Source organism: Staphylococcus sp. IVB6214 (assembly GCF_025558585.1).
Taxonomy (GTDB): domain Bacteria; phylum Bacillota; class Bacilli; order Staphylococcales; family Staphylococcaceae; genus Staphylococcus.
On sequence record NZ_CP094723.1, the window covers coordinates 229,107 to 251,181 of the forward strand.

Annotated in this window: 10 protein-coding genes, 9 tRNA genes and 7 rRNA genes; 25 read left to right on the plus strand and 1 reads right to left on the minus strand. The window is 44.5% G+C overall.

The annotated features are described in order from the left end of the window. Window positions 1–65: 65 nt before the first annotated feature. The 23 genes from cysK to MUA51_RS01165 all read left to right on the plus strand — a co-directional run bounded on the left by cysK (window position 66) and on the right by MUA51_RS01165 (window position 19,014). Window positions 66–995 (plus strand): cysteine synthase A, encoded by a 930-nt coding sequence (gene cysK, locus MUA51_RS01055; protein ID WP_262560062.1) that lies wholly within the window; start codon window positions 66–68, stop codon window positions 993–995. Between the two features lie 174 nt (window positions 996–1,169). Then, window positions 1,170–1,961, plus strand: coding sequence for a dihydropteroate synthase (gene folP, locus MUA51_RS01060; protein ID WP_262560063.1), 792 nt, complete (start codon window positions 1,170–1,172; stop codon window positions 1,959–1,961). After that, window positions 1,951–2,313, plus strand: a complete 363-nt coding sequence (gene folB / locus MUA51_RS01065; RefSeq protein WP_262560064.1) for a dihydroneopterin aldolase — start codon at window positions 1,951–1,953, stop codon at window positions 2,311–2,313. Before folP ends, folB begins: the two co-directional genes overlap by 11 nt. Further along, a complete protein-coding gene (folK, locus tag MUA51_RS01070) occupies window positions 2,314–2,790 on the plus strand; it encodes a 2-amino-4-hydroxy-6-hydroxymethyldihydropteridine diphosphokinase (RefSeq protein WP_262560065.1) in 477 nt (158 codons plus the stop codon). Window positions 2,791–2,840: 50 nt separating this feature from the next. Further along, complete coding sequence (dusB, locus tag MUA51_RS01075) at window positions 2,841–3,833, plus strand: tRNA dihydrouridine synthase DusB (protein WP_262560066.1); 993 nt, start codon at window positions 2,841–2,843, stop codon at window positions 3,831–3,833. 21 nt (window positions 3,834–3,854) lie between these two features. Then, window positions 3,855–5,342, plus strand: coding sequence for a lysine--tRNA ligase (lysS, locus tag MUA51_RS01080; RefSeq protein WP_262560067.1), 1,488 nt, complete (start codon window positions 3,855–3,857; stop codon window positions 5,340–5,342). A 313-nt stretch (window positions 5,343–5,655) separates the two neighbouring features. Then, a 5S ribosomal RNA gene (rrf, locus tag MUA51_RS01085) occupies window positions 5,656–5,770 on the plus strand. Window positions 5,771–5,781: 11 nt separating this feature from the next. Continuing rightward, window positions 5,782–5,857: transfer RNA gene (locus tag MUA51_RS01090), tRNA-Val, on the plus strand. A 5-nt stretch (window positions 5,858–5,862) separates the two neighbouring features. Further along, a tRNA-Thr gene (locus MUA51_RS01095) sits at window positions 5,863–5,938 on the plus strand. Window positions 5,939–5,944: 6 nt separating this feature from the next. Further along, a tRNA-Lys gene (locus MUA51_RS01100) sits at window positions 5,945–6,017 on the plus strand. 19 nt (window positions 6,018–6,036) lie between these two features. Then, window positions 6,037–6,111, plus strand: a tRNA-Gly gene (locus MUA51_RS01105). A 7-nt stretch (window positions 6,112–6,118) separates the two neighbouring features. Further along, window positions 6,119–6,207 (plus strand) — tRNA-Leu (locus MUA51_RS01110). A 16-nt stretch (window positions 6,208–6,223) separates the two neighbouring features. After that, window positions 6,224–6,300: transfer RNA gene (locus MUA51_RS01115), tRNA-Arg, on the plus strand. Between the two features lie 9 nt (window positions 6,301–6,309). Beyond that, window positions 6,310–6,383: transfer RNA gene (locus MUA51_RS01120), tRNA-Pro, on the plus strand. Between the two features lie 16 nt (window positions 6,384–6,399). Further along, window positions 6,400–6,475, plus strand: a tRNA-Ala gene (locus MUA51_RS01125). A gap of 135 nt (window positions 6,476–6,610) precedes the next feature. Further along, window positions 6,611–8,161: ribosomal RNA gene (locus MUA51_RS01130) — 16S ribosomal RNA — on the plus strand. A 482-nt stretch (window positions 8,162–8,643) separates the two neighbouring features. Next, window positions 8,644–11,568, plus strand: a 23S ribosomal RNA gene (locus tag MUA51_RS01135). Between the two features lie 75 nt (window positions 11,569–11,643). Beyond that, window positions 11,644–11,758, plus strand: a 5S ribosomal RNA gene (gene rrf / locus MUA51_RS01140). A gap of 235 nt (window positions 11,759–11,993) precedes the next feature. After that, a 16S ribosomal RNA gene (locus MUA51_RS01145) occupies window positions 11,994–13,544 on the plus strand. 104 nt (window positions 13,545–13,648) lie between these two features. Beyond that, window positions 13,649–13,725, plus strand: a tRNA-Ile gene (locus MUA51_RS01150). Window positions 13,726–13,909: 184 nt separating this feature from the next. Then, a 23S ribosomal RNA gene (locus tag MUA51_RS01155) occupies window positions 13,910–16,834 on the plus strand. Between the two features lie 75 nt (window positions 16,835–16,909). Continuing rightward, window positions 16,910–17,024: ribosomal RNA gene (rrf, locus tag MUA51_RS01160) — 5S ribosomal RNA — on the plus strand. Together the 16S, 23S and 5S rRNA genes with 9 tRNA genes alongside form the textbook arrangement of a ribosomal RNA operon. 61 nt (window positions 17,025–17,085) lie before the next feature. Beyond that, entirely contained in the window at window positions 17,086–19,014 is a 1,929-nt protein-coding gene (locus MUA51_RS01165; protein ID WP_262560068.1) for an FUSC family protein, read from the plus strand. Window positions 19,015–19,061: 47 nt separating this feature from the next. On the opposite strand, the gene pdxR is transcribed toward MUA51_RS01165, so the two are convergent. After that, entirely contained in the window at window positions 19,062–20,459 is a 1,398-nt protein-coding gene (gene pdxR, locus MUA51_RS01170) for a MocR-like pyridoxine biosynthesis transcription factor PdxR (protein WP_262560069.1), read from the minus strand. Window positions 20,460–20,567: 108 nt separating this feature from the next. Between pdxR and pdxS the strand changes: the two genes are divergently transcribed. After that, window positions 20,568–21,455 (plus strand): pyridoxal 5'-phosphate synthase lyase subunit PdxS, encoded by an 888-nt coding sequence (gene pdxS / locus MUA51_RS01175; protein WP_262560070.1) that lies wholly within the window; start codon window positions 20,568–20,570, stop codon window positions 21,453–21,455. A gap of 1 nt (window position 21,456) precedes the next feature. Then, window positions 21,457–22,014 (plus strand): pyridoxal 5'-phosphate synthase glutaminase subunit PdxT, encoded by a 558-nt coding sequence (gene pdxT, locus MUA51_RS01180; protein ID WP_262560071.1) that lies wholly within the window; start codon window positions 21,457–21,459, stop codon window positions 22,012–22,014. Window positions 22,015–22,075: the final 61 nt, after the last annotated feature.

Genomic DNA, 22,075 nt, shown 5'->3' on the forward strand with positions numbered 1-22,075 from the left:
GTTTATATCCGATATATTAACTAAGCATTCGAGTAAATTATATATTAAAAGTGAGGTTGTCGATTATGGTAAGAAAACCCGTAGAAAACATTACGCAAATTATTGGTCAAACACCTGTTGTGAAGTTACGCCATCAAGCAGGTGAAGATGCAGCAGACATTTATGTGAAGTTAGAATACCAAAACCCGGGTGGTTCGGTAAAAGACCGTATCGCATTAGCAATGATTGAGCAAGCCGAAAAAGAAGGTAAAATTAAACCGGGTGATACGATTGTTGAACCAACAAGCGGTAACACTGGTATCGGTCTTGCGTTCGTATGTGCTGCAAAAGGTTACAAAGCAGTTTTCACAATGCCTGAAACAATGAGCCAAGAGCGTCGCAACTTATTAAAAGCTTACGGTGCAGAACTTGTTTTAACACCTGGATCAGAAGCGATGAAAGGTGCAATCAAGAAGGCAAAAGAATTAAAAGAAGAACACGGTTATTTCGAACCACAACAATTTGAAAACCTTGCAAACCCACGTGTACATGAGTTAACAACAGGTCCAGAACTTGTTGAACAATTCGAAGGAAAAACAATTGATGCCTTTTTAGCAGGAGTTGGTACAGGTGGTACATTATCTGGTGTCGGTAAAGTCTTGAAAGAGAAATACCCAGATATTCAAATCGTTGCGATTGAACCAGAAGATTCACCAGTATTGAGCGGTGGAGAACCAGGACCACACAAACTACAAGGTTTAGGTGCTGGCTTTGTACCAGGTACATTGAACACTGACATTTATGAAGAAGTTATCAAAGTAGGTAACGAGGTAGCGATGGAAACATCACGACGTGTTGCAAAAGAAGAAGGTATCTTAGGTGGTATTTCTTCAGGTGCGGCAATTCATGCAGCAATCCAAAAAGCAAAAGAACTTGGTAAAGGCAAGACAGTTGTAACTGTTTTACCAAGTAACGGTGAACGTTACCTTTCTACACCACTTTACAACTTTGACTAATGAATACTTTTATCCCGTTAATGCGACAACATGTCATTAACGGGATTTTTTGTTTTTTGTAGATATATCGTATTTTGTTAAGCTTACAAATCAGTTGTATTCGTCAAATTTTGTTATAATAAAGCCATTGAATTAAATGACGTTTTCGTGATAACGATGAAGGGAAGTTTTTTAATGCGTGAAACACAGATTATGGGTATTTTAAACGTCACTCCAGATTCATTTTCTGATGGCGGTCAATATAATGATGTTAACAAGGCAGTAGCGCACGCTGAGCAAATGATTCATGATGGTGCACACATTATTGATGTTGGAGGGATTTCAACACGTCCGGGCTTTGAAGAGATATCAGTTGAAGAAGAAAGAAAACGTGTCGTCCCTGTTGTTGAAGCGTTGAAAGATATATCAGCGGCATTGTCTGTGGACACATATCGCAGTGAAGTAGCGGAAGCAGCACTTCAAGCGGGAGCGACAATGATTAACGATCAGTGGGCAGGACTTTATGATCCAGATATTTTCAAGGTGGTTGCTGCACATGATGCTGAGATTATTTTGATGCACAATGGTGACGGTCAACGTGATGAACCAGTGATGGATGAAATGCTCGTGACGTTATTGAAACAAGCGAACAAGGCTGTACTGGCAGGTATCCCGAAAGAAAAAATTTGGCTCGATCCCGGTATTGGTTTTGCTAAAACACGTGAAGAAGAACGCGCAGTGATGGCACAACTCGATGCACTTGTTGCGACAGGGTTTAAAGTATTGTTAGCGACAAGTCGTAAAAGATTTATCAACGAGATTCTCGGTGGCGACAGTCCGGTTGATGCACGTGATGAAGGCACTGCGGCAACAACAGCCTATGGCATTATGAAAGGTGTACATGGTGTAAGAGTGCATAATGTATTGATGAACGCACGTTTAGCAACAGCGATGGATAGTTTGAGAGGTTATGAAGATGAACGATAAAATATTTTTACAAGGATTGGAGTTTTATGCCTATCACGGGGCATTACCCGCTGAAAATGATATCGGTCAAATTTTTACAGTCGATATTGAAATGAAAGTGGACCTTGAAGAGGCAGGGCATTCAGACCGTGTAGAAGATACGGTGCATTATGGTGAGGTTTATGAAGATGTGAAAGCAATCATGGAGAGTGACCCAGTTAATTTGTTAGAACATCTTGCGGAACGTATTGCAAAGCGTATAAATTCACACTATAATCGTGTAATGGAAACGAAAGTAAGAATCACTAAGAAAAATCCGCCCATACCAGGTCATTACCAAGGTGTTGGGATTGAGATAGTAAGGATGAAATAAATGATAGACGCGTATCTAGGACTCGGTGGGAATATCGGGGACCGTGAAATGCAGATAAACGAAGCAATTGCCCGATTGGATCAACATGCGCAGATTGCCGTTGTTGCCGTATCGCCGATGTACGAAACAAAGCCAGTTGGTTATGTAGAGCAACCAGACTTTCTCAATGTGTGCGTGCATGTGCAAACGACATTGTCAGCGACAGAACTACTAGACGTAGGACTTGAAGTTGAAGCGGCACTTCATCGTGTGCGTGATGTACGTTGGGGGCCGCGTACAATTGATATTGATGTACTTTTGTATGGGCAGGATGTGATTGAAACAGAACGCGTGACAGTCCCGCATCCTAGAATGACAGAACGTGCTTTTGTAATGATTCCGCTTAATGATATTGCACCAGATGTGATTGAACCGAGATCAGGGAAGGCAATTCGCACACTCGTGAAGCCTGACGAAACGGTTATACGCTACGGCTAATAATCGCACGTTGAATAGATAGAATGGAATGAATGGAGGAATCCATATTTATGTGGAAAATTGGAGATGTTGAAATAGAGAACAGAGTCGTTCTTGCCCCGATGGCAGGCGTATGTAATGCGGCTTTTCGTCTTACGGTGAAGGAGTTTGGGGCAGGGCTTGTATGCGCCGAGATGGTGAGTGACAAAGCTATTTTGTTTAACAACCCTAAGACGATGAAAATGTTATATATAGATGAAAACGAACGTCCCCTTTCACTCCAAATTTTTGGTGGAGAAAAAGAAACGCTTGTTGAAGCAGCAGAATATGTGGATAAACATACAACTGCAGACATTATTGATATCAATATGGGATGTCCAGTGTCTAAGATCATTAAATGCGAGGCGGGTGCACGTTGGTTGCTAGACCCGAACAAAATATATGAAATGGTTTCAGCTGTAACAGAACGTGTCAGCAAGCCTGTAACATGCAAAATGCGTATTGGTTGGGATGAAGATCATATCTTCGCTGTTGAAAATGCAAAAGCAGCCGAAAGGGCAGGTGCAGCGGCCATTTCAATTCATGGTAGAACACGTGTACAAATGTATGAAGGCGAAGCGGATTGGGATATCATTCGCCAAGTGAAAGAAGCGGTGTCGATCCCAGTCATCGGTAACGGTGATGTCACAAGTCCAGAGCTTGCAAAAAAAATGCTCGATGAAACAGGTGTAGACGCTGTAATGATCGGTCGTGAAGCACTCGGCAACCCGTGGATGATTTACCGAACAGTTCATTATCTTGAAACAGGTGAACTCATTGAAGAACCAAAAATCGATGAAAAAGTTGATATTGCTTTATTACATTTGCGCCGTCTAGTAGAATTAAAAGGTGAAAAAGTAGGCGTTATGGAAATGCGTAAACATGCATCATGGTACCTCAAAGGAGTGCGTGGTAACGGAAAGGCACGTAAAGCTTTGAACCAAGCCGAGACGGAAGTGGAAATGATTGAGATACTTACGAATTTTCGAGATGAAATGAACTCACAACAAAAAGTAGAAGTATAAGAAGAAAAAGGAGAGGTAAGAATGACAGAAGAAATGAATGATCAGATGCAGGTGCGTCGTCAAAAATTACAAGAATTACGTGACTTAGGAATTGACCCATTCGGTGAGAAGTTTGAACGCACAGGCTCAGCAGAAAGCTTAAAAGCAGATTGGGATCAATATTCTAAAGAAGAACTCGCAGAAAAAGAAGATGAAAGCCGCGCAGTTATTGCAGGTCGTATTATGACAAAACGTGGTAAAGGTAAGGCGGGCTTTGCACATATTAAAGATTTAACAGGACAGTTACAAATTTATGTGAGAAAAGACCAAGTTGGTGACGAAGCATTTGATATCTGGAAATCAGCAGACTTAGGTGACATCGTAGGTATTGAAGGTGTAATGTTTAAAACAAATACAGGCGAATTGTCAGTTAAGGCGAAATCATTCAAACTTTTGTCTAAAGCATTACGTCCATTACCAGATAAACATCACGGCCTTCAAGATATTGAACAACGTTATCGTCAACGTTATTTAGACTTGATTACAAATGAAGAATCAACACAAACATTTATCAACCGTAGTCGTATCGTTCAAGAAATGCGTAACTACTTAAATAGTAAAGGATTTCTAGAAGTTGAAACACCAATGATGCACCAAATCGCTGGTGGTGCGGCTGCACGTCCATTCGTTACACATCACAATGCATTAGACGCAACACTCTACATGCGTATTGCGATTGAGCTACATTTGAAACGCTTGATCGTTGGTGGACTTGAAAAAGTGTATGAAATCGGTCGTGTATTCCGTAATGAAGGTGTTTCTACACGTCATAACCCAGAGTTCACAATGATTGAATTATATGAAGCATATGCAGATTATAAAGACATCATGTCTCTTACAGAAGAAATGGTTGCACATATCGCACGCCAAGTATTAGGTACAACGTCAATCCAATATGCTGGAGAAACGATTGACTTAGAACCACAATGGCGTCGTCTACATATGGTAGATGCAGTTAGAGAAGCAACAGGTGTAAACTTCTTTGATATCTCATCAGACGAAGAAGCGCATCAAGTAGCGAAAGAACATGGCATTGAAGTAGACAAGCACATGAAATATGGTCATATCTTAAATGAATTCTTTGAACAAAAAGTGGAAGAAACACTTATTCAACCAACATTTATCTATGGTCACCCAATTGAAATCTCACCATTAGCGAAAAAGAATCCAGAAGATCCACGTTTTACAGACCGATTTGAGTTATTTATCGTAGGACGTGAACATGCGAATGCATTCACAGAGCTTAATGACCCAATCGATCAACGTGAACGATTTGAAGCACAACTTGTAGAAAAAGAACAAGGTAACGATGAAGCACACGAAATGGATGATGACTTTATCGAAGCTTTAGAATACGGTATGCCGCCAACAGGTGGACTCGGTATTGGTATTGACCGTCTTGTTATGTTATTAACAGATGCGCCTTCAATCCGAGATGTATTACTTTTCCCATACATGCGTCAAAAATAATAATGAATAGAATTGAACAGCAGATGCAGTGCGAATACTTGCGTTTGCTGTTTCTTCTTTTAAGTGAATCAATACGAAGAGATCCTATTACAAAGAAACTCTTTATTGGATAAAGAAATTAATAAAAACATTATATAAAGTGTTGACTTTTATTATTGGATTGTTTATTATATAAAAGTCGCTGAAATCAACCGACAAAAGAAACAAAACATTTGCGAAAAACATCAATAAAGTGTAAAATTAACTGTTGAAAAGTTATTGCAAAGCTAGTATCATTAATAAAGTAGTCATCACGCACTACACAATTAAATTGTCTGGTGATAATGGCAAAGAGGTCACACCTGTTCCCATGTCGAACACAGAAGTTAAGCTCTTTAGCGCCGATGGTAGTTGAACTGACGTTCCGCTAGAGTAGGACATTGCCGGTCTGTTACATAATGGAGAATTAGCTCAGATGGGAGAGCATCTGCCTTACAAGCAGAGGGTCGGCGGTTCGAACCCGTCATTCTCCACCATTTTTGCCGGCCTAGCTCAATTGGTAGAGCAACTGACTTGTAATCAGTAGGTTGGGGGTTCAAGTCCTCTGGCCGGCACCATTCTTTGAGCCATTAGCTCAGTTGGTAGAGCATCTGACTTTTAATCAGAGGGTCAGAGGTTCGAATCCTCTATGGCTCATCATATCAGTTTTTATAAAGCAGAAGTAGTTCAGCGGTAGAATACAACCTTGCCAAGGTTGGGGTCGCGGGTTCGAATCCCGTCTTCTGCTCCATTATTTTGCCGGGGTGGCGGAACTGGCAGACGCACAGGACTTAAAATCCTGCGGTAAGTGATTACCGTACCGGTTCGATTCCGGTCCTCGGCACCATCTAGTAGTACAATAAGCGCCCGTAGCTCAATTGGATAGAGCGTTTGACTACGGATCAAGAGGTTATGGGTTCGACTCCTATCGGGCGCGCCATTTTAATAACGGGAAGTAGCTCAGCTTGGTAGAGCACTTGGTTTGGGACCAAGGGGTCGCAGGTTCAAATCCTGTCTTCCCGACTTCTTAAATATATATGGGGGCTTAGCTCAGCTGGGAGAGCGCCTGCTTTGCACGCAGGAGGTCAGCGGTTCGATCCCGCTAGTCTCCACCATTATTTATTATACATGAACATTGAAAACTGAATGACAATATGTCAACGTTAATTCCGATAATTTGAGTACTCAGAGTAGTACTTTCAAGAGTGATTGACTTAAACAATCAAAACGAGCTAATCAAGCTTACTTCTTTTATGGAGAGTTTGATCCTGGCTCAGGATGAACGCTGGCGGCGTGCCTAATACATGCAAGTCGAGCGAACAGACGAGGTGCTTGCACCTCTGACGTTAGCGGCGGACGGGTGAGTAACACGTGGGTAACCTACCTATAAGACTGGAATAACTTCGGGAAACCGGAGCTAATGCCGGATAACATATTGAACCGCATGGTTCAATAGTGAAAGACGGTCTTGCTGTCACTTATAGATGGACCCGCGCCGTATTAGCTAGTTGGTAAGGTAACGGCTTACCAAGGCGACGATACGTAGCCGACCTGAGAGGGTGATCGGCCACACTGGAACTGAGACACGGTCCAGACTCCTACGGGAGGCAGCAGTAGGGAATCTTCCGCAATGGGCGAAAGCCTGACGGAGCAACGCCGCGTGAGTGATGAAGGTCTTCGGATCGTAAAGCTCTGTTATTAGGGAAGAACAAACGTGTAAGTAACTGTGCACGTCTTGACGGTACCTAATCAGAAAGCCACGGCTAACTACGTGCCAGCAGCCGCGGTAATACGTAGGTGGCAAGCGTTATCCGGAATTATTGGGCGTAAAGCGCGCGTAGGCGGTTTTTTAAGTCTGATGTGAAAGCCCACGGCTCAACCGTGGAGGGTCATTGGAAACTGGAAAACTTGAGTGCAGAAGAGGAAAGTGGAATTCCATGTGTAGCGGTGAAATGCGCAGAGATATGGAGGAACACCAGTGGCGAAGGCGGCTTTCTGGTCTGCAACTGACGCTGATGTGCGAAAGCGTGGGGATCAAACAGGATTAGATACCCTGGTAGTCCACGCCGTAAACGATGAGTGCTAAGTGTTAGGGGGGTTCCGCCCCTTAGTGCTGCAGCTAACGCATTAAGCACTCCGCCTGGGGAGTACGGTCGCAAGACTGAAACTCAAAGGAATTGACGGGGACCCGCACAAGCGGTGGAGCATGTGGTTTAATTCGAAGCAACGCGAAGAACCTTACCAAATCTTGACATCCTTTGACCACACTAGAGATAGTGTTTTCCTCTTCGGAGGACAAAGTGACAGGTGGTGCATGGTTGTCGTCAGCTCGTGTCGTGAGATGTTGGGTTAAGTCCCGCAACGAGCGCAACCCTTGAGCTTAGTTGCCATCATTAAGTTGGGCACTCTAAGTTGACTGCCGGTGACAAACCGGAGGAAGGTGGGGATGACGTCAAATCATCATGCCCCTTATGATTTGGGCTACACACGTGCTACAATGGACATTACAAAGGGCAGCGAAACCGCGAGGTCAAGCAAATCCCATAAAGATGTTCTCAGTTCGGATTGTAGTCTGCAACTCGACTACATGAAGCTGGAATCGCTAGTAATCGTAGATCAGCATGCTACGGTGAATACGTTCCCGGGTCTTGTACACACCGCCCGTCACACCACGAGAGTTTGTAACACCCGAAGCCGGTGGAGTAACCATTTGGAGCTAGCCGTCGAAGGTGGGACAAATGATTGGGGTGAAGTCGTAACAAGGTAGCCGTATCGGAAGGTGCGGCTGGATCACCTCCTTTCTAAGGATAATATACGGAATATCGCCTTTAGGTGATAAGCGGATTAACGTGACATATTGTATTCAGTTTTGAATGCTCATATTTGAGGATTCAACAAAATAAAAATTAAAATGAAAGCATTTGTCAGTCTATGAATTTCTTGATGAGCGCAGCGAAGATTACTAAGCGTAACTGAGCAAGTGAAGAGAGAAATGAAGCAGAATGCGAAGGCTTGCCATTTTAATAAACTTGTACATTGAAAACTAGATAAGTAAGTATAAATGATTTTACCAAGCAAAAACCGAGTGAATAGCGAAAGCTTGAAACTAAAAAATTATCGCTAGTCGTCAAATGACGACTCACATAATTAATAACACAGTTTTGAATTGAAAACGCTTGTCAGTCTATGAATCATAAGCAAGAGCGAGTGCGCTTACTATTCGTAAGTAATCGAGCGATTGTGAAATGATGAAGCAGAATGCGAGCGCTTGTCAATCAAAAAAGATTAAGTTATTAAGGGCGCACGGTGAATACCTTGGCACTAGAAGCCGAAGAAGGACGTTACTAACGACGATATGCTTTGGGGAGCTGTAAGTAAGCTGTGATCCAGAGATTTCCGAATGGGGAAACCCAGCACGAGTTATGTCGTGTTATCTACATGTTAATACATAGCATGTAAGAAGGCAGACCCGGAGAACTGAAACATCTTAGTACCCGGAGGAAGAGAAAGAAAAATCGATTCCCTGAGTAGCGGCGAGCGAAACGGGAAGAGCCCAAACCAACAAGCTTGCTTGTTGGGGTTGTAGGACACTCTATACGGAGTTACAAAAGGACATGTTAGACGAATAACCTGGAAAGGTTAATCATAGAAGGTAATAATCCTGTAGTCGAAAACGTGACCTCTCTTGAGTGGATCCTGAGTACGGCGGAGCACGTGAAATTCCGTCGGAATCTGGGAGGACCATCTCCTAAGGCTAAATACTCTCTAGTGACCGATAGTGAACCAGTACCGTGAGGGAAAGGTGAAAAGTACCCCGGAAGGGGAGTGAAAGAGAACTTGAAACCGTGTGCTTACAAGTAGTCAGAGCCCGTTAATGGGTGATGGCGTGCCTTTTGTAGAATGAACCGGCGAGTTACGATCTGATGCAAGGTTAAGCAGAAAATGTGGAGCCGTAGCGAAAGCGAGTCTGAATAGGGCGAATGAGTATTTGGTCGTAGACCCGAAACCAGGTGATCTACCCTTGGTCAGGTTGAAGTTCAGGTAACACTGAATGGAGGACCGAACCGACTTACGTTGAAAAGTGAGCGGATGAACTGAGGGTAGCGGAGAAATTCCAATCGAACTTGGAGATAGCTGGTTCTCTCCGAAATAGCTTTAGGGCTAGCCTCAAGTGATGATTATTGGAGGTAGAGCACTGTTTGGACGAGGGGCCCCTCTCGGGTTACCGAATTCAGACAAACTCCGAATGCCAAATAATTTAACTTGGGAGTCAGAATGTGGGTGATAAGGTCCATATTCGAAAGGGAAACAGCCCAGACCACCAGCTAAGGTCCCAAAATATATGTTAAGTGGAAAAGGATGTGGCGTTGCCCAGACAACTAGGATGTTGGCTTAGAAGCAGCCATCATTTAAAGAGTGCGTAATAGCTCACTAGTCGAGTGACACTGCGCCGAAAATGTACCGGGGCTAAACATATTACCGAAGCTGTGGATTGTCCGTAGGACAATGGTAGGAGAGCGTTCTAAGGGCGTTGAAGCATGATCGCAAGGACATGTGGAGCGCTTAGAAGTGAGAATGCCGGTGTGAGTAGCGAAAGACGGGTGAGAATCCCGTCCACCGATTGACTAAGGTTTCCAGAGGAAGGCTCGTCCGCTCTGGGTTAGTCGGGTCCTAAGCTGAGGCCGAAAGGCGTAGGCGATGGATAACAGGTTGATATTCCTGTACCACCTAAATTCGTTTTAAGCGATGGGGGGACGCAGTAGGATAGGCGAAGCGTGCTGTTGGAGTGCACGTCTAAGCAGTGAGATTGAGTGTTAGGCAAATCCGGCACTCGTAAAGATTGAGCTGTGATGGGGAGAAGAAACACGTTTCTTCGAGTCGTTGATTTCACACTGCCGAGAAAAGCCTCTAGCTAGAAAATAGGTGCCCGTACCGCAAACCGACACAGGTAGTCAAGATGAGAATTCTAAGGTGAGCGAGCGAACTCTCGTTAAGGAACTCGGCAAAATGACCCCGTAACTTCGGGAGAAGGGGTGCTCTTTAGGGTTCACGCTCTGAAGAGCCGCAGTGAATAGGCCCAAGCGACTGTTTATCAAAAACACAGGTCTCTGCTAAACCGTAAGGTGACGTATAGGGGCTGACGCCTGCCCGGTGCTGGAAGGTTAAGAGGAGTGGTTAGCTTCTGCGAAGCTACGAATCGAAGCCCCAGTAAACGGCGGCCGTAACTATAACGGTCCTAAGGTAGCGAAATTCCTTGTCGGGTAAGTTCCGACCCGCACGAAAGGCGTAACGATTTGGGCACTGTCTCAACGAGAGACTCGGTGAAATCATAGTACCGGTGAAGATGCCGGTTACCCGCGACAGGACGGAAAGACCCCGTGGAGCTTTACTGTAGCCTGATATTGAAATTCGGTACAGTTTGTACAGGATAGGTAGGAGCCTTAGAAGCGTGAGCGCTAGCTTACGTGGAGGCATTGGTGGGATACTACCCTAATTGTATTGGATTTCTAACCCGCAGCACTTAGCGTGCTGGGAGACAGTGTCAGGCGGGCAGTTTGACTGGGGCGGTCGCCTCCTAAAGAGTAACGGAGGCGCTCAAAGGTTCCCTCAGAATGGTTGGAAATCATTCAAAGAGTGTAAAGGCATAAGGGAGCTTGACTGCGAGACCTACAAGTCGAGCAGGGTCGAAAGACGGACTTAGTGATCCGGTGGTTCCGCATGGAAGGGCCATCGCTCAACGGATAAAAGCTACCCCGGGGATAACAGGCTTATCTCCCCCAAGAGTTCACATCGACGGGGAGGTTTGGCACCTCGATGTCGGCTCATCGCATCCTGGGGCTGTAGTCGGTCCCAAGGGTTGGGCTGTTCGCCCATTAAAGCGGTACGCGAGCTGGGTTCAGAACGTCGTGAGACAGTTCGGTCCCTATCCGTCGTGGGCGTAGGAAATTTGAGAGGCGCTGTCCTTAGTACGAGAGGACCGGGATGGACATACCTCTGGTGTACCAGTTGTCGCGCCAGCGGCATAGCTGGGTAGCTATGTATGGACGGGATAAGTGCTGAAAGCATCTAAGCATGAAGCCCCCCTCGAGATGAGATTTCCCAACTTCGGTTATAAGATCCCTCAAAGATGATGAGGTTAATAGGTTCGAGGTGGAAGCGTAGTGATACGTGGAGCTGACGAATACTAATCGATCGAAGACTTAATCAAAATTTTTTCACAAGGTTTTGTTTGTGTAAATGATATACTTACTATCTAGTTTTGAATGTATAACATTCAATTTTATCTGGTGCCAATGGCAAAGAGGTCACACCTGTTCCCATGCCGAACACAGAAGTTAAGCTCTTTAGCGCCGATGGTAGTTGAACTGACGTTCCGCTAGAGTAGGACGGTGCCAGGTAATTATTTTATTATGACCATACGGTCATTTTTCTTTTGAAAAAATCTAATAAAAGAGTTGACTTTTGACTAAGAAGTGTTTATAATTATTTTTTGTCGAGTCAAAAGAAAGACATGAACATTGAAAACTGAATGACAATATGTCAACGTTAATTCCGATAATTTGAGTACTCAGAGTAGTACTTTCAAGAGTGATTGACTTAAACAATCAAAACGAGCTAATCAAGCTTACTTCTTTTATGGAGAGTTTGATCCTGGCTCAGGATGAACGCTGGCGGCGTGCCTAATACATGCAAGTCGAGCGAACAGACGAGGTGCTTGCACCTCTGACGTTAGCGGCGGACGGGTGAGTAACACGTGGGTAACCTACCTATAAGACTGGAATAACTTCGGGAAACCGGAGCTAATGCCGGATAACATATTGAACCGCATGGTTCAATAGTGAAAGACGGTCTTGCTGTTACTTATAGATGGACCCGCGCCGTATTAGCTAGTTGGTAAGGTAACGGCTTACCAAGGCGACGATACGTAGCCGACCTGAGAGGGTGATCGGCCACACTGGAACTGAGACACGGTCCAGACTCCTACGGGAGGCAGCAGTAGGGAATCTTCCGCAATGGGCGAAAGCCTGACGGAGCAACGCCGCGTGAGTGATGAAGGTCTTCGGATCGTAAAGCTCTGTTATTAGGGAAGAACAAACGTGTAAGTAACTGTGCACGTCTTGACGGTACCTAGTCAGAAAGCCACGGCTAACTACGTGCCAGCAGCCGCGGTAATACGTAGGTGGCAAGCGTTATCCGGAATTATTGGGCGTAAAGCGCGCGTAGGCGGTTTTTTAAGTCTGATGTGAAAGCCCACGGCTCAACCGTGGAGGGTCATTGGAAACTGGAAAACTTGAGTGCAGAAGAGGAAAGTGGAATTCCATGTGTAGCGGTGAAATGCGCAGAGATATGGAGGAACACCAGTGGCGAAGGCGGCTTTCTGGTCTGCAACTGACGCTGATGTGCGAAAGCGTGGGGATCAAACAGGATTAGATACCCTGGTAGTCCACGCCGTAAACGATGAGTGCTAAGTGTTAGGGGGTTTCCGCCCCTTAGTGCTGCAGCTAACGCATTAAGCACTCCGCCTGGGGAGTACGGTCGCAAGACTGAAACTCAAAGGAATTGACGGGGACCCGCACAAGCGGTGGAGCATGTGGTTTAATTCGAAGCAACGCGAAGAACCTTACCAAATCTTGACATCCTTTGACCGCACTAGAGATAGTGTTTTCCTCTTCGGAGGACAAAGTGACAGGTGGTGCATGGTTGTCGTCAGCTCGTGTCGTGAGATGTTGGGTTAAGTCCCGCAACGAGCGCAACCCTTGAGCTTAGTTGCCATCATTAAGTTGGGCACTCTAAGTTGACTGCCGGTGACAAACCGGAGGAAGGTGGGGATGACGTCAAATCATCATGCCCCTTATGATTTGGGCTACACACGTGCTACAATGGACATTACAAAGGGCAGCGAAACCGCGAGGTCAAGCAAATCCCATAAAGATGTTCTCAGTTCGGATTGTAGTCTGCAACTCGACTACATGAAGCTGGAATCGCTAGTAATCGTAGATCAGCATGCTACGGTGAATACGTTCCCGGGTCTTGTACACACCGCCCGTCACACCACGAGAGTTTGTAACACCCGAAGCCGGTGGAGTAACCATTTGGAGCTAGCCGTCGAAGGTGGGACAAATGATTGGGGTGAAGTCGTAACAAGGTAGCCGTATCGGAAGGTGCGGCTGGATCACCTCCTTTCTAAGGATAATATACGGAATATCACCTAAAGGTGATAAGCGGATTAACGTGACATATTGTATTCAGTTTTGAATGCTCATATTTGAGGATTCAATATTTTAAATGGGCCTATAGCTCAGCTGGTTAGAGCGCACGCCTGATAAGCGTGAGGTCGGTGGTTCGAGTCCACTTAGGCCCACCATTTAATGCAAATTGTACATTGAAAACTAGATAAGTAAGTATAAATGATTTTACCAAGCAAAAACCGAGTGAATAGCGAAAGCTTGAAACTAAAAAATTATCGCTAGTCGTCAAATGACGACTCACATAATTAATAACTGGTGGATGTTGGTGTCGTAAAGTAGCGATTACCAAAACATCACAAAGATTAAGTTATTAAGGGCGCACGGTGAATACCTTGGCACTAGAAGCCGAAGAAGGACGTTACTAACGACGATATGCTTTGGGGAGCTGTAAGTAAGCTGTGATCCAGAGATTTCCGAATGGGGAACCCCAGCACGAGTTATGTCGTGTTATCTACATGTGAATACATAGCATGTAAGAAGGCAGACCCGGAGAACTGAAACATCTTAGTACCCGGAGGAAGAGAAAGAAAAATCGATTCCCTGAGTAGCGGCGAGCGAAACGGGAAGAGCCCAAACCAACAAGCTTGCTTGTTGGGGTTGTAGGACACTCTGTACGGAGTTACAAAAGGACATGTTAGACGAATAACCTGGAAAGGTTAATCATAGAAGGTAATAATCCTGTAGTCGAAAACGTGACCTCTCTTGAGTGGATCCTGAGTACGGCGGAGCACGTGAAATTCCGTCGGAATCTGGGAGGACCATCTCCTAAGGCTAAATACTCTCTAGTGACCGATAGTGAACCAGTACCGTGAGGGAAAGGTGAAAAGTACCCCGGAAGGGGAGTGAAAGAGAACTTGAAACCGTGTGCTTACAAGTAGTCAGAGCCCGTTAATGGGTGATGGCGTGCCTTTTGTAGAATGAACCGGCGAGTTACGATCTGATGCAAGGTTAAGCAGAAAATGTGGAGCCGTAGCGAAAGCGAGTCTGAATAGGGCGAATGAGTATTTGGTCGTAGACCCGAAACCAGGTGATCTACCCTTGGTCAGGTTGAAGTTCAGGTAACACTGAATGGAGGACCGAACCGACTTACGTTGAAAAGTGAGCGGATGAACTGAGGGTAGCGGAGAAATTCCAATCGAACTTGGAGATAGCTGGTTCTCTCCGAAATAGCTTTAGGGCTAGCCTCAAGTGATGATTATTGGAGGTAGAGCACTGTTTGGACGAGGGGCCCCTCTCGGGTTACCGAATTCAGACAAACTCCGAATGCCAAATAATTTAACTTGGGAGTCAGAATGTGGGTGATAAGGTCCATATTCGAAAGGGAAACAGCCCAGACCACCAGCTAAGGTCCCAAAATATATGTTAAGTGGAAAAGGATGTGGCGTTGCCCAGACAACTAGGATGTTGGCTTAGAAGCAGCCATCATTTAAAGAGTGCGTAATAGCTCACTAGTCGAGTGACACTGCGCCGAAAATGTACCGGGGCTAAACATATTACCGAAGCTGTGGATTGTCCGTAGGACAATGGTAGGAGAGCGTTCTAAGGGCGTTGAAGCATGATCGCAAGGACATGTGGAGCGCTTAGAAGTGAGAATGCCGGTGTGAGTAGCGAAAGACGGGTGAGAATCCCGTCCACCGATTGACTAAGGTTTCCAGAGGAAGGCTCGTCCGCTCTGGGTTAGTCGGGTCCTAAGCTGAGGCCGAAAGGCGTAGGCGATGGATAACAGGTTGATATTCCTGTACCACCTAAATTCGTTTTAAGCGATGGGGGGACGCAGTAGGATAGGCGAAGCGTGCTGTTGGAGTGCACGTCTAAGCAGTGAGATTGAGTGTTAGGCAAATCCGGCACTCGTAAAGATTGAGCTGTGATGGGGAGAAGAAACACGTTTCTTCGAGTCGTTGATTTCACACTGCCGAGAAAAGCCTCTAGCTAGAAAATAGGTGCCCGTACCGCAAACCGACACAGGTAGTCAAGATGAGAATTCTAAGGTGAGCGAGCGAACTCTCGTTAAGGAACTCGGCAAAATGACCCCGTAACTTCGGGAGAAGGGGTGCTCTTTAGGGTTCACGCTCTGAAGAGCCGCAGTGAATAGGCCCAAGCGACTGTTTATCAAAAACACAGGTCTCTGCTAAACCGTAAGGTGACGTATAGGGGCTGACGCCTGCCCGGTGCTGGAAGGTTAAGAGGAGTGGTTAGCTTCTGCGAAGCTACGAATCGAAGCCCCAGTAAACGGCGGCCGTAACTATAACGGTCCTAAGGTAGCGAAATTCCTTGTCGGGTAAGTTCCGACCCGCACGAAAGGCGTAACGATTTGGGCACTGTCTCAACGAGAGACTCGGTGAAATCATAGTACCGGTGAAGATGCCGGTTACCCGCGACAGGACGGAAAGACCCCGTGGAGCTTTACTGTAGCCTGATATTGAAATTCGGTACAGTTTGTACAGGATAGGTAGGAGCCTTAGAAGCGTGAGCGCTAGCTTACGTGGAGGCATTGGTGGGATACTACCCTAATTGTATTGGATTTCTAACCCGCAGCACTTAGCGTGCTGGGAGACAGTGTCAGGCGGGCAGTTTGACTGGGGCGGTCGCCTCCTAAAGAGTAACGGAGGCGCTCAAAGGTTCCCTCAGAATGGTTGGAAATCATTCAAAGAGTGTAAAGGCATAAGGGAGCTTGACTGCGAGACCTACAAGTCGAGCAGGGTCGAAAGACGGACTTAGTGATCCGGTGGTTCCGCATGGAAGGGCCATCGCTCAACGGATAAAAGCTACCCCGGGGATAACAGGCTTATCTCCCCCAAGAGTTCACATCGACGGGGAGGTTTGGCACCTCGATGTCGGCTCATCGCATCCTGGGGCTGTAGTCGGTCCCAAGGGTTGGGCTGTTCGCCCATTAAAGCGGTACGCGAGCTGGGTTCAGAACGTCGTGAGACAGTTCGGTCCCTATCCGTCGTGGGCGTAGGAAATTTGAGAGGCGCTGTCCTTAGTACGAGAGGACCGGGATGGACATACCTCTGGTGTACCAGTTGTCGCGCCAGCGGCATAGCTGGGTAGCTATGTATGGACGGGATAAGTGCTGAAAGCATCTAAGCATGAAGCCCCCCTCGAGATGAGATTTCCCAACTTCGGTTATAAGATCCCTCAAAGATGATGAGGTTAATAGGTTCGAGGTGGAAGCGTAGTGATACGTGGAGCTGACGAATACTAATCGATCGAAGACTTAATCAAAATTTTTTCACAAGGTTTTGTTTGTGTAAATGATATACTTACTATCTAGTTTTGAATGTATAACATTCAATTTTATCTGGTGCCAATGGCAAAGAGGTCACACCTGTTCCCATGCCGAACACAGAAGTTAAGCTCTTTAGCGCCGATGGTAGTTGAACTGACGTTCCGCTAGAGTAGGACGGTGCCAGGTAATTCTTCTAAGAGAGGTCATTATGACTTCTCTTTTTTTGCGTTTAAGAAAGGAGATTAAGATGAAAGGGTATTTGAAGAATGTCACTTTTGTTGCGACTGATAAGATTGATATAAATCGAGGGATACGTCAAGGATTATTGATGTTGATTCCGTTCTTATTTGGTGTCTACATGAATCAGATGCCGTTAGCACTGCTCGTTTCAATTGGTACGTTTGCGCATATTTATGTTTTCAAAGGTACTTTTACATCTCGCATGCGCGCAGTCACTTTCGCAACCTGTGGTTTGGTTGTTGCGATGATGATAGGAACGCTCACAGTCAGTTATCCTATTTTATTCGGTATCGGTTTATTATGTGTAGCAGTAATTCCTTATTATATTTTTACAACTTTACATATTCCAGGACCATCTTCAACATTTTTTATTATTGCATACAGTTTATCGAGTGTGATGCCTGAAGACCCGAATGCTTTTTTATATCGAGGTGCTTTGGTTGGCTGTGGTGGGTTACTAGGTATGCTATTGGTATATGTCGAAAGTAAGTTGAAAGGTGAACAACCTGAACAAGCAGCGGTGCAACAAGATTTTGTACATGTTCGACAATTAGTGTACCATTTTAATGATCAAGTGACATTTAATGATTTAACCAAATCGGCAGTGAACACATTGATGATGTCATCGGATATTCTAAGTACGACGCGCTCAGCTTTACAACGAAAGTCACCCGCATATCAGCGCCTTATTTTGTTACATCATGTAGCTGAAGGTATCTATTCTGAGTTGCTGGAGTTAAATGCGAAGGGTTATCGTCCATTACCTCCAATTGTATTTGAAATGATGGATTATCTGACTTCGAGTATTATTGAAGGTGTTTCACCAGACGAGCCTTGGCGTAAGCGTATAGATATTCCAGATAAATATGATAGTTTGATTCAACTGATTTATAAGATAGATGAAGTATTGCATATGCCAGATGATCAAGTAAAACGTCAAGTAAAGGTAAAGTCTCCGCAATATTTAGCAAGGTTGCGATACAATTTAACACCAGAATCAATGAATTTTATTGCGACGATGAAATACACAGTCATTGTAGGGTGTGCGATTGTTGTGGCATTAGCTTTTGACTTTGAACGGGCTTATTGGATCCCGTTAAGTGCCCACACGGTATTGATCGGTGGTACGACGATTGCGAGTATAGAGCGAGCAGGTGGTCGTTGGATTGGTACATTGATTGGTATCGTGATGGCTATTGGACTTTTATGGTTTGAACCGAGTCTCATAGTGGTTGTGTTCGTCATGTGTATTTGTAGCGCATTGACTGAGATGTTTATTGCAGCAAATTATGCTTTGGCGATGAGTGTGATTACGGTGCAGGTCATTTTGCTTGGTGGTTTGGCACAAGGTCATTTAACGATGATGATTGCGTTACCGCGTTTTCTTGATACGACGGTGGGTATTTTTATTGCGGTTCTCGGTGTGCTGTTAATTGGTAGACGTTTAGCAAGTAAGCGTCTACCTGAAATGATGGGGCATGTGACACGTATTGAAAGTCAAATGTTTCATTATTTATTCTCGAATAATGGGTATCCTGTTGAGATAACAGCACGACGGGATATTTTACGATTAAAGGTGATGTTGGATAATATGGAGACGCTCTACCGACATGCGTATGGGGAATGGTCTTCTAACCGCAAGCGAACACAGTATTATTATCCAGCTATGTTTTTGTTACAACAGATTCATTTTAAGTTACTTCAGTGTTTTCAATTCCCACCAAAAGATTTGTTGAATACAGATACAATGGGGACGTACTTGCTTGTATTTGAAAATATTGCTAAACACTTTGAGCAGGGGATTGCACAAGATGAAATGATGACATTACCCATGTTGAATAATTATGCGCAAATACGACGAGCATTGATGCAGTTGCAAGAGATTGCATTGTATGACAAGGGTGATCAACGGAACCCACATTTATTAGCAGATTGAATGAAAACCTCCTATCAAGTCTTCTGTGGCTTGGTAAGGAGGTTTGTTTATGATGTCGCTTGTAATGCTTGAATGAGTTGTTCAGCATGACATTGGAGTGCGTTATCATCAATACCACCAAATCCTATGACAAAACTTGGGGGAGTATCGAGCTGTTGAAAACGATAATATGATAATGGTTGTAAGTTGATATCGAATGCTTTGAAGCGTTCTAAACACGCTTGTTCACTTAATCCATTTGTAATGGTAATGATGAAATGCATCCCTGTTTGTGCGCCATCGATTTGGCATACGGATGGGTATTGTGATAGATGATGAATGAGTATATCACGTTTTTGACGATAGATTTTTCTCATGCGATTGAGATGACGTTCAAACTGATTACTTTCCATAAACTGACTGACCATGTACTGGGTATGACGTGGAACCGTCCCCCCCTCTATATTTGTTGTGTTCTGATATCGCTCTGCTAAATGAATAGGGAGAACAGCATAAGCAATACGAATACTTGGTGCAATGGATTTTGAAAAGGTACTGACATATATGACACGCTCTGCCTTATCTAAACTTTGGAGTGCAGGAATTGGCTTTCCTTCATAGCGAAATTCAGAATCATAATCATCTTCAATAATGTAGCGTTCGGTATGTTGACTGGCCCATTTGAGCAATTTGACTCTGTTTTGTAGGCTCATGGTCACACCTGTCGGAAACTGGTGACTGGGTGTGATGTAAACAATGTTATGTTGACATCGTTCAATATGGTCAATGTGAATACCATCATCTTGTACGGGAACAAATTGAAACGGAATGTGTTTTCGGGTCAATAACTGTGGCACTTGTGGATAGATTGGGTCTTCCAGCATGAATGTGTGTTGTTTAGGCAATAAATCTGTAATGATAGATAACAGTTGTTCCGTCGATGAGGCAATGATGACTTGTTCAGGTGTTGATTGGACGCCCCGACTATGAAAAAGGTAATGACTGATTTGTTGACGTAAAGTGAAGTCACCTTGTGGATCTCCAGACTCAATCAAGTTATCTTGCGACGTATCGAATGCTTCTTTGGAAAATTTACGAAATTGTTCAAATGGAAAATAAGCTTTATCAATAGCACCTAATTGAAAGTTGTAACGTGATGATTGTGCCATTTTTGGTTTGGTTACAATATGTCGTTGTGGTGTAATGAGTGGTAATGTATCAATATCACTTACGAAATAACCTGAACGCTGTTTGCTATAAATATATCCTTCATCCAATAATTGTGCATAAGCATTTTCAATGGTTGTTTGACTGATGGATAGATAGTCTCCTAATAAACGTTTTGATGGTAATTTCTCATCTTCTTGTAGTTGTCCGTTAATAATGCTGTTGCGAATATTTTCATATAATTGCATGTAAATCGGTTGTTTTTGTGACTTATCGATATGAAACATGAGCATTTCCATTTGGTATTCTCCAATCTGACCCTTTTATTTTTTGTTAATTTGATACTTTAACCAGTTCAGTTATTAGTATAAGCTACATCTAAACAACTATAAAGGGGGAAATAAATTATGACGAAACAAGTTGGATCAGAACGTGTAAAACGTGGGATGGCAGAAATGCAAAAAGGCGGTGTCATCATGGACGTCGTGAATGCAGAACAAGCAAAGATTGCGGAGGCAGCAGGTGCAGTAGCAGTGATGGCGCTTGAACGTGTACCATCAGATATCCGTGCAGCAGGCGGTGTGGCACGTGCATGCAACCCAAAGATTGTTGAAGAGGTAATGAATGCTGTATCCATTCCAGTGATGGCGAAATGCCGTATCGGTCATATTACAGAAGCACGTGTATTAGAAGCAATGGGTGTCGACTACATAGATGAATCAGAAGTATTAACACCAGCGGATGAAGTGTTCCATTTGAAGAAAAGCGACTATACGGTTCCATTCGTATGTGGCTGCCGTAACTTAGGTGAAGCTGCACGTCGTATCGGTGAAGGTGCAGCAATGTTACGTACGAAGGGTGAACCGGGAACAGGAAACATCGTTGAGGCGGTACGTCATATGCGTCAAGTGAATCAAGAAGTCGCGCGCATTACAGTGATGAGTGACGACGAGTTGATGACGGAAGCGAAAAACATAGGCGCACCATACCATATCTTACAAGATATTAAAAAGCATGGCCGCTTACCAGTCGTAAACTTTGCGGCAGGCGGTGTTGCAACGCCACAAGATGCCGCATTGATGATGGAACTTGGTGCGGATGGTGTCTTCGTTGGTTCAGGTATCTTTAAGTCTGAGGATCCTGAGACATTTGCCAAAGCGATTGTACAAGCGACTACGCATTATCAAGATTACGAATTAATCGGTCGCCTTGCGAAAGATTTAGGTGCGGCAATGAAAGGTTTGGATATCAACCAACTTTCATTAGAAGAACGTATGCAAGAGCGTGGTTGGTAAGATGAGAATCGGTGTATTAGCATTACAAGGGGCCGTTCGTGAACATATGCGACAAATTGAGGCATGTGGTCATGAAGCAGTCGCTGTGAAGACAGTCGCACAGCTAGAGACGTTAGATGGTTTAGTGATACCCGGTGGTGAATCTACGACGTTACGCCGTCTGATGACGTTATATGGCTTCAGAGAGGCATTACGTGAATCATCATTACCGATGTATGGAACATGTGCAGGGTTGATTGTACTTGCAGATGATATTGAAGGTGAAGAAGGTTACTTGAAAAAGCTGAATATTACGGTTGCACGTAATTCATTTGGTCGCCAAGTGGATAGTTTTGAATCAATGCTCGACATTGAAGGGATTGAACAATCGGTAGAAGGTGTCTTCATCCGTGCACCGCACATCCAATCCGTACGTGAAGGTGTTGCTGTACTCGGTACAATTGATGACAAGATCATTGCCGTGCAACAAGGACGCTATCTAGGCGTATCTTTTCACCCAGAACTCACAGAAGATACAACCATGATGCGCTACTTTATTGAAAACGTGATTGCTTCATAATATATAAGAAAAAGCCATTCAACGTCATTGTTGAATGGCTTTTGTCATATTTAAAGGGTCT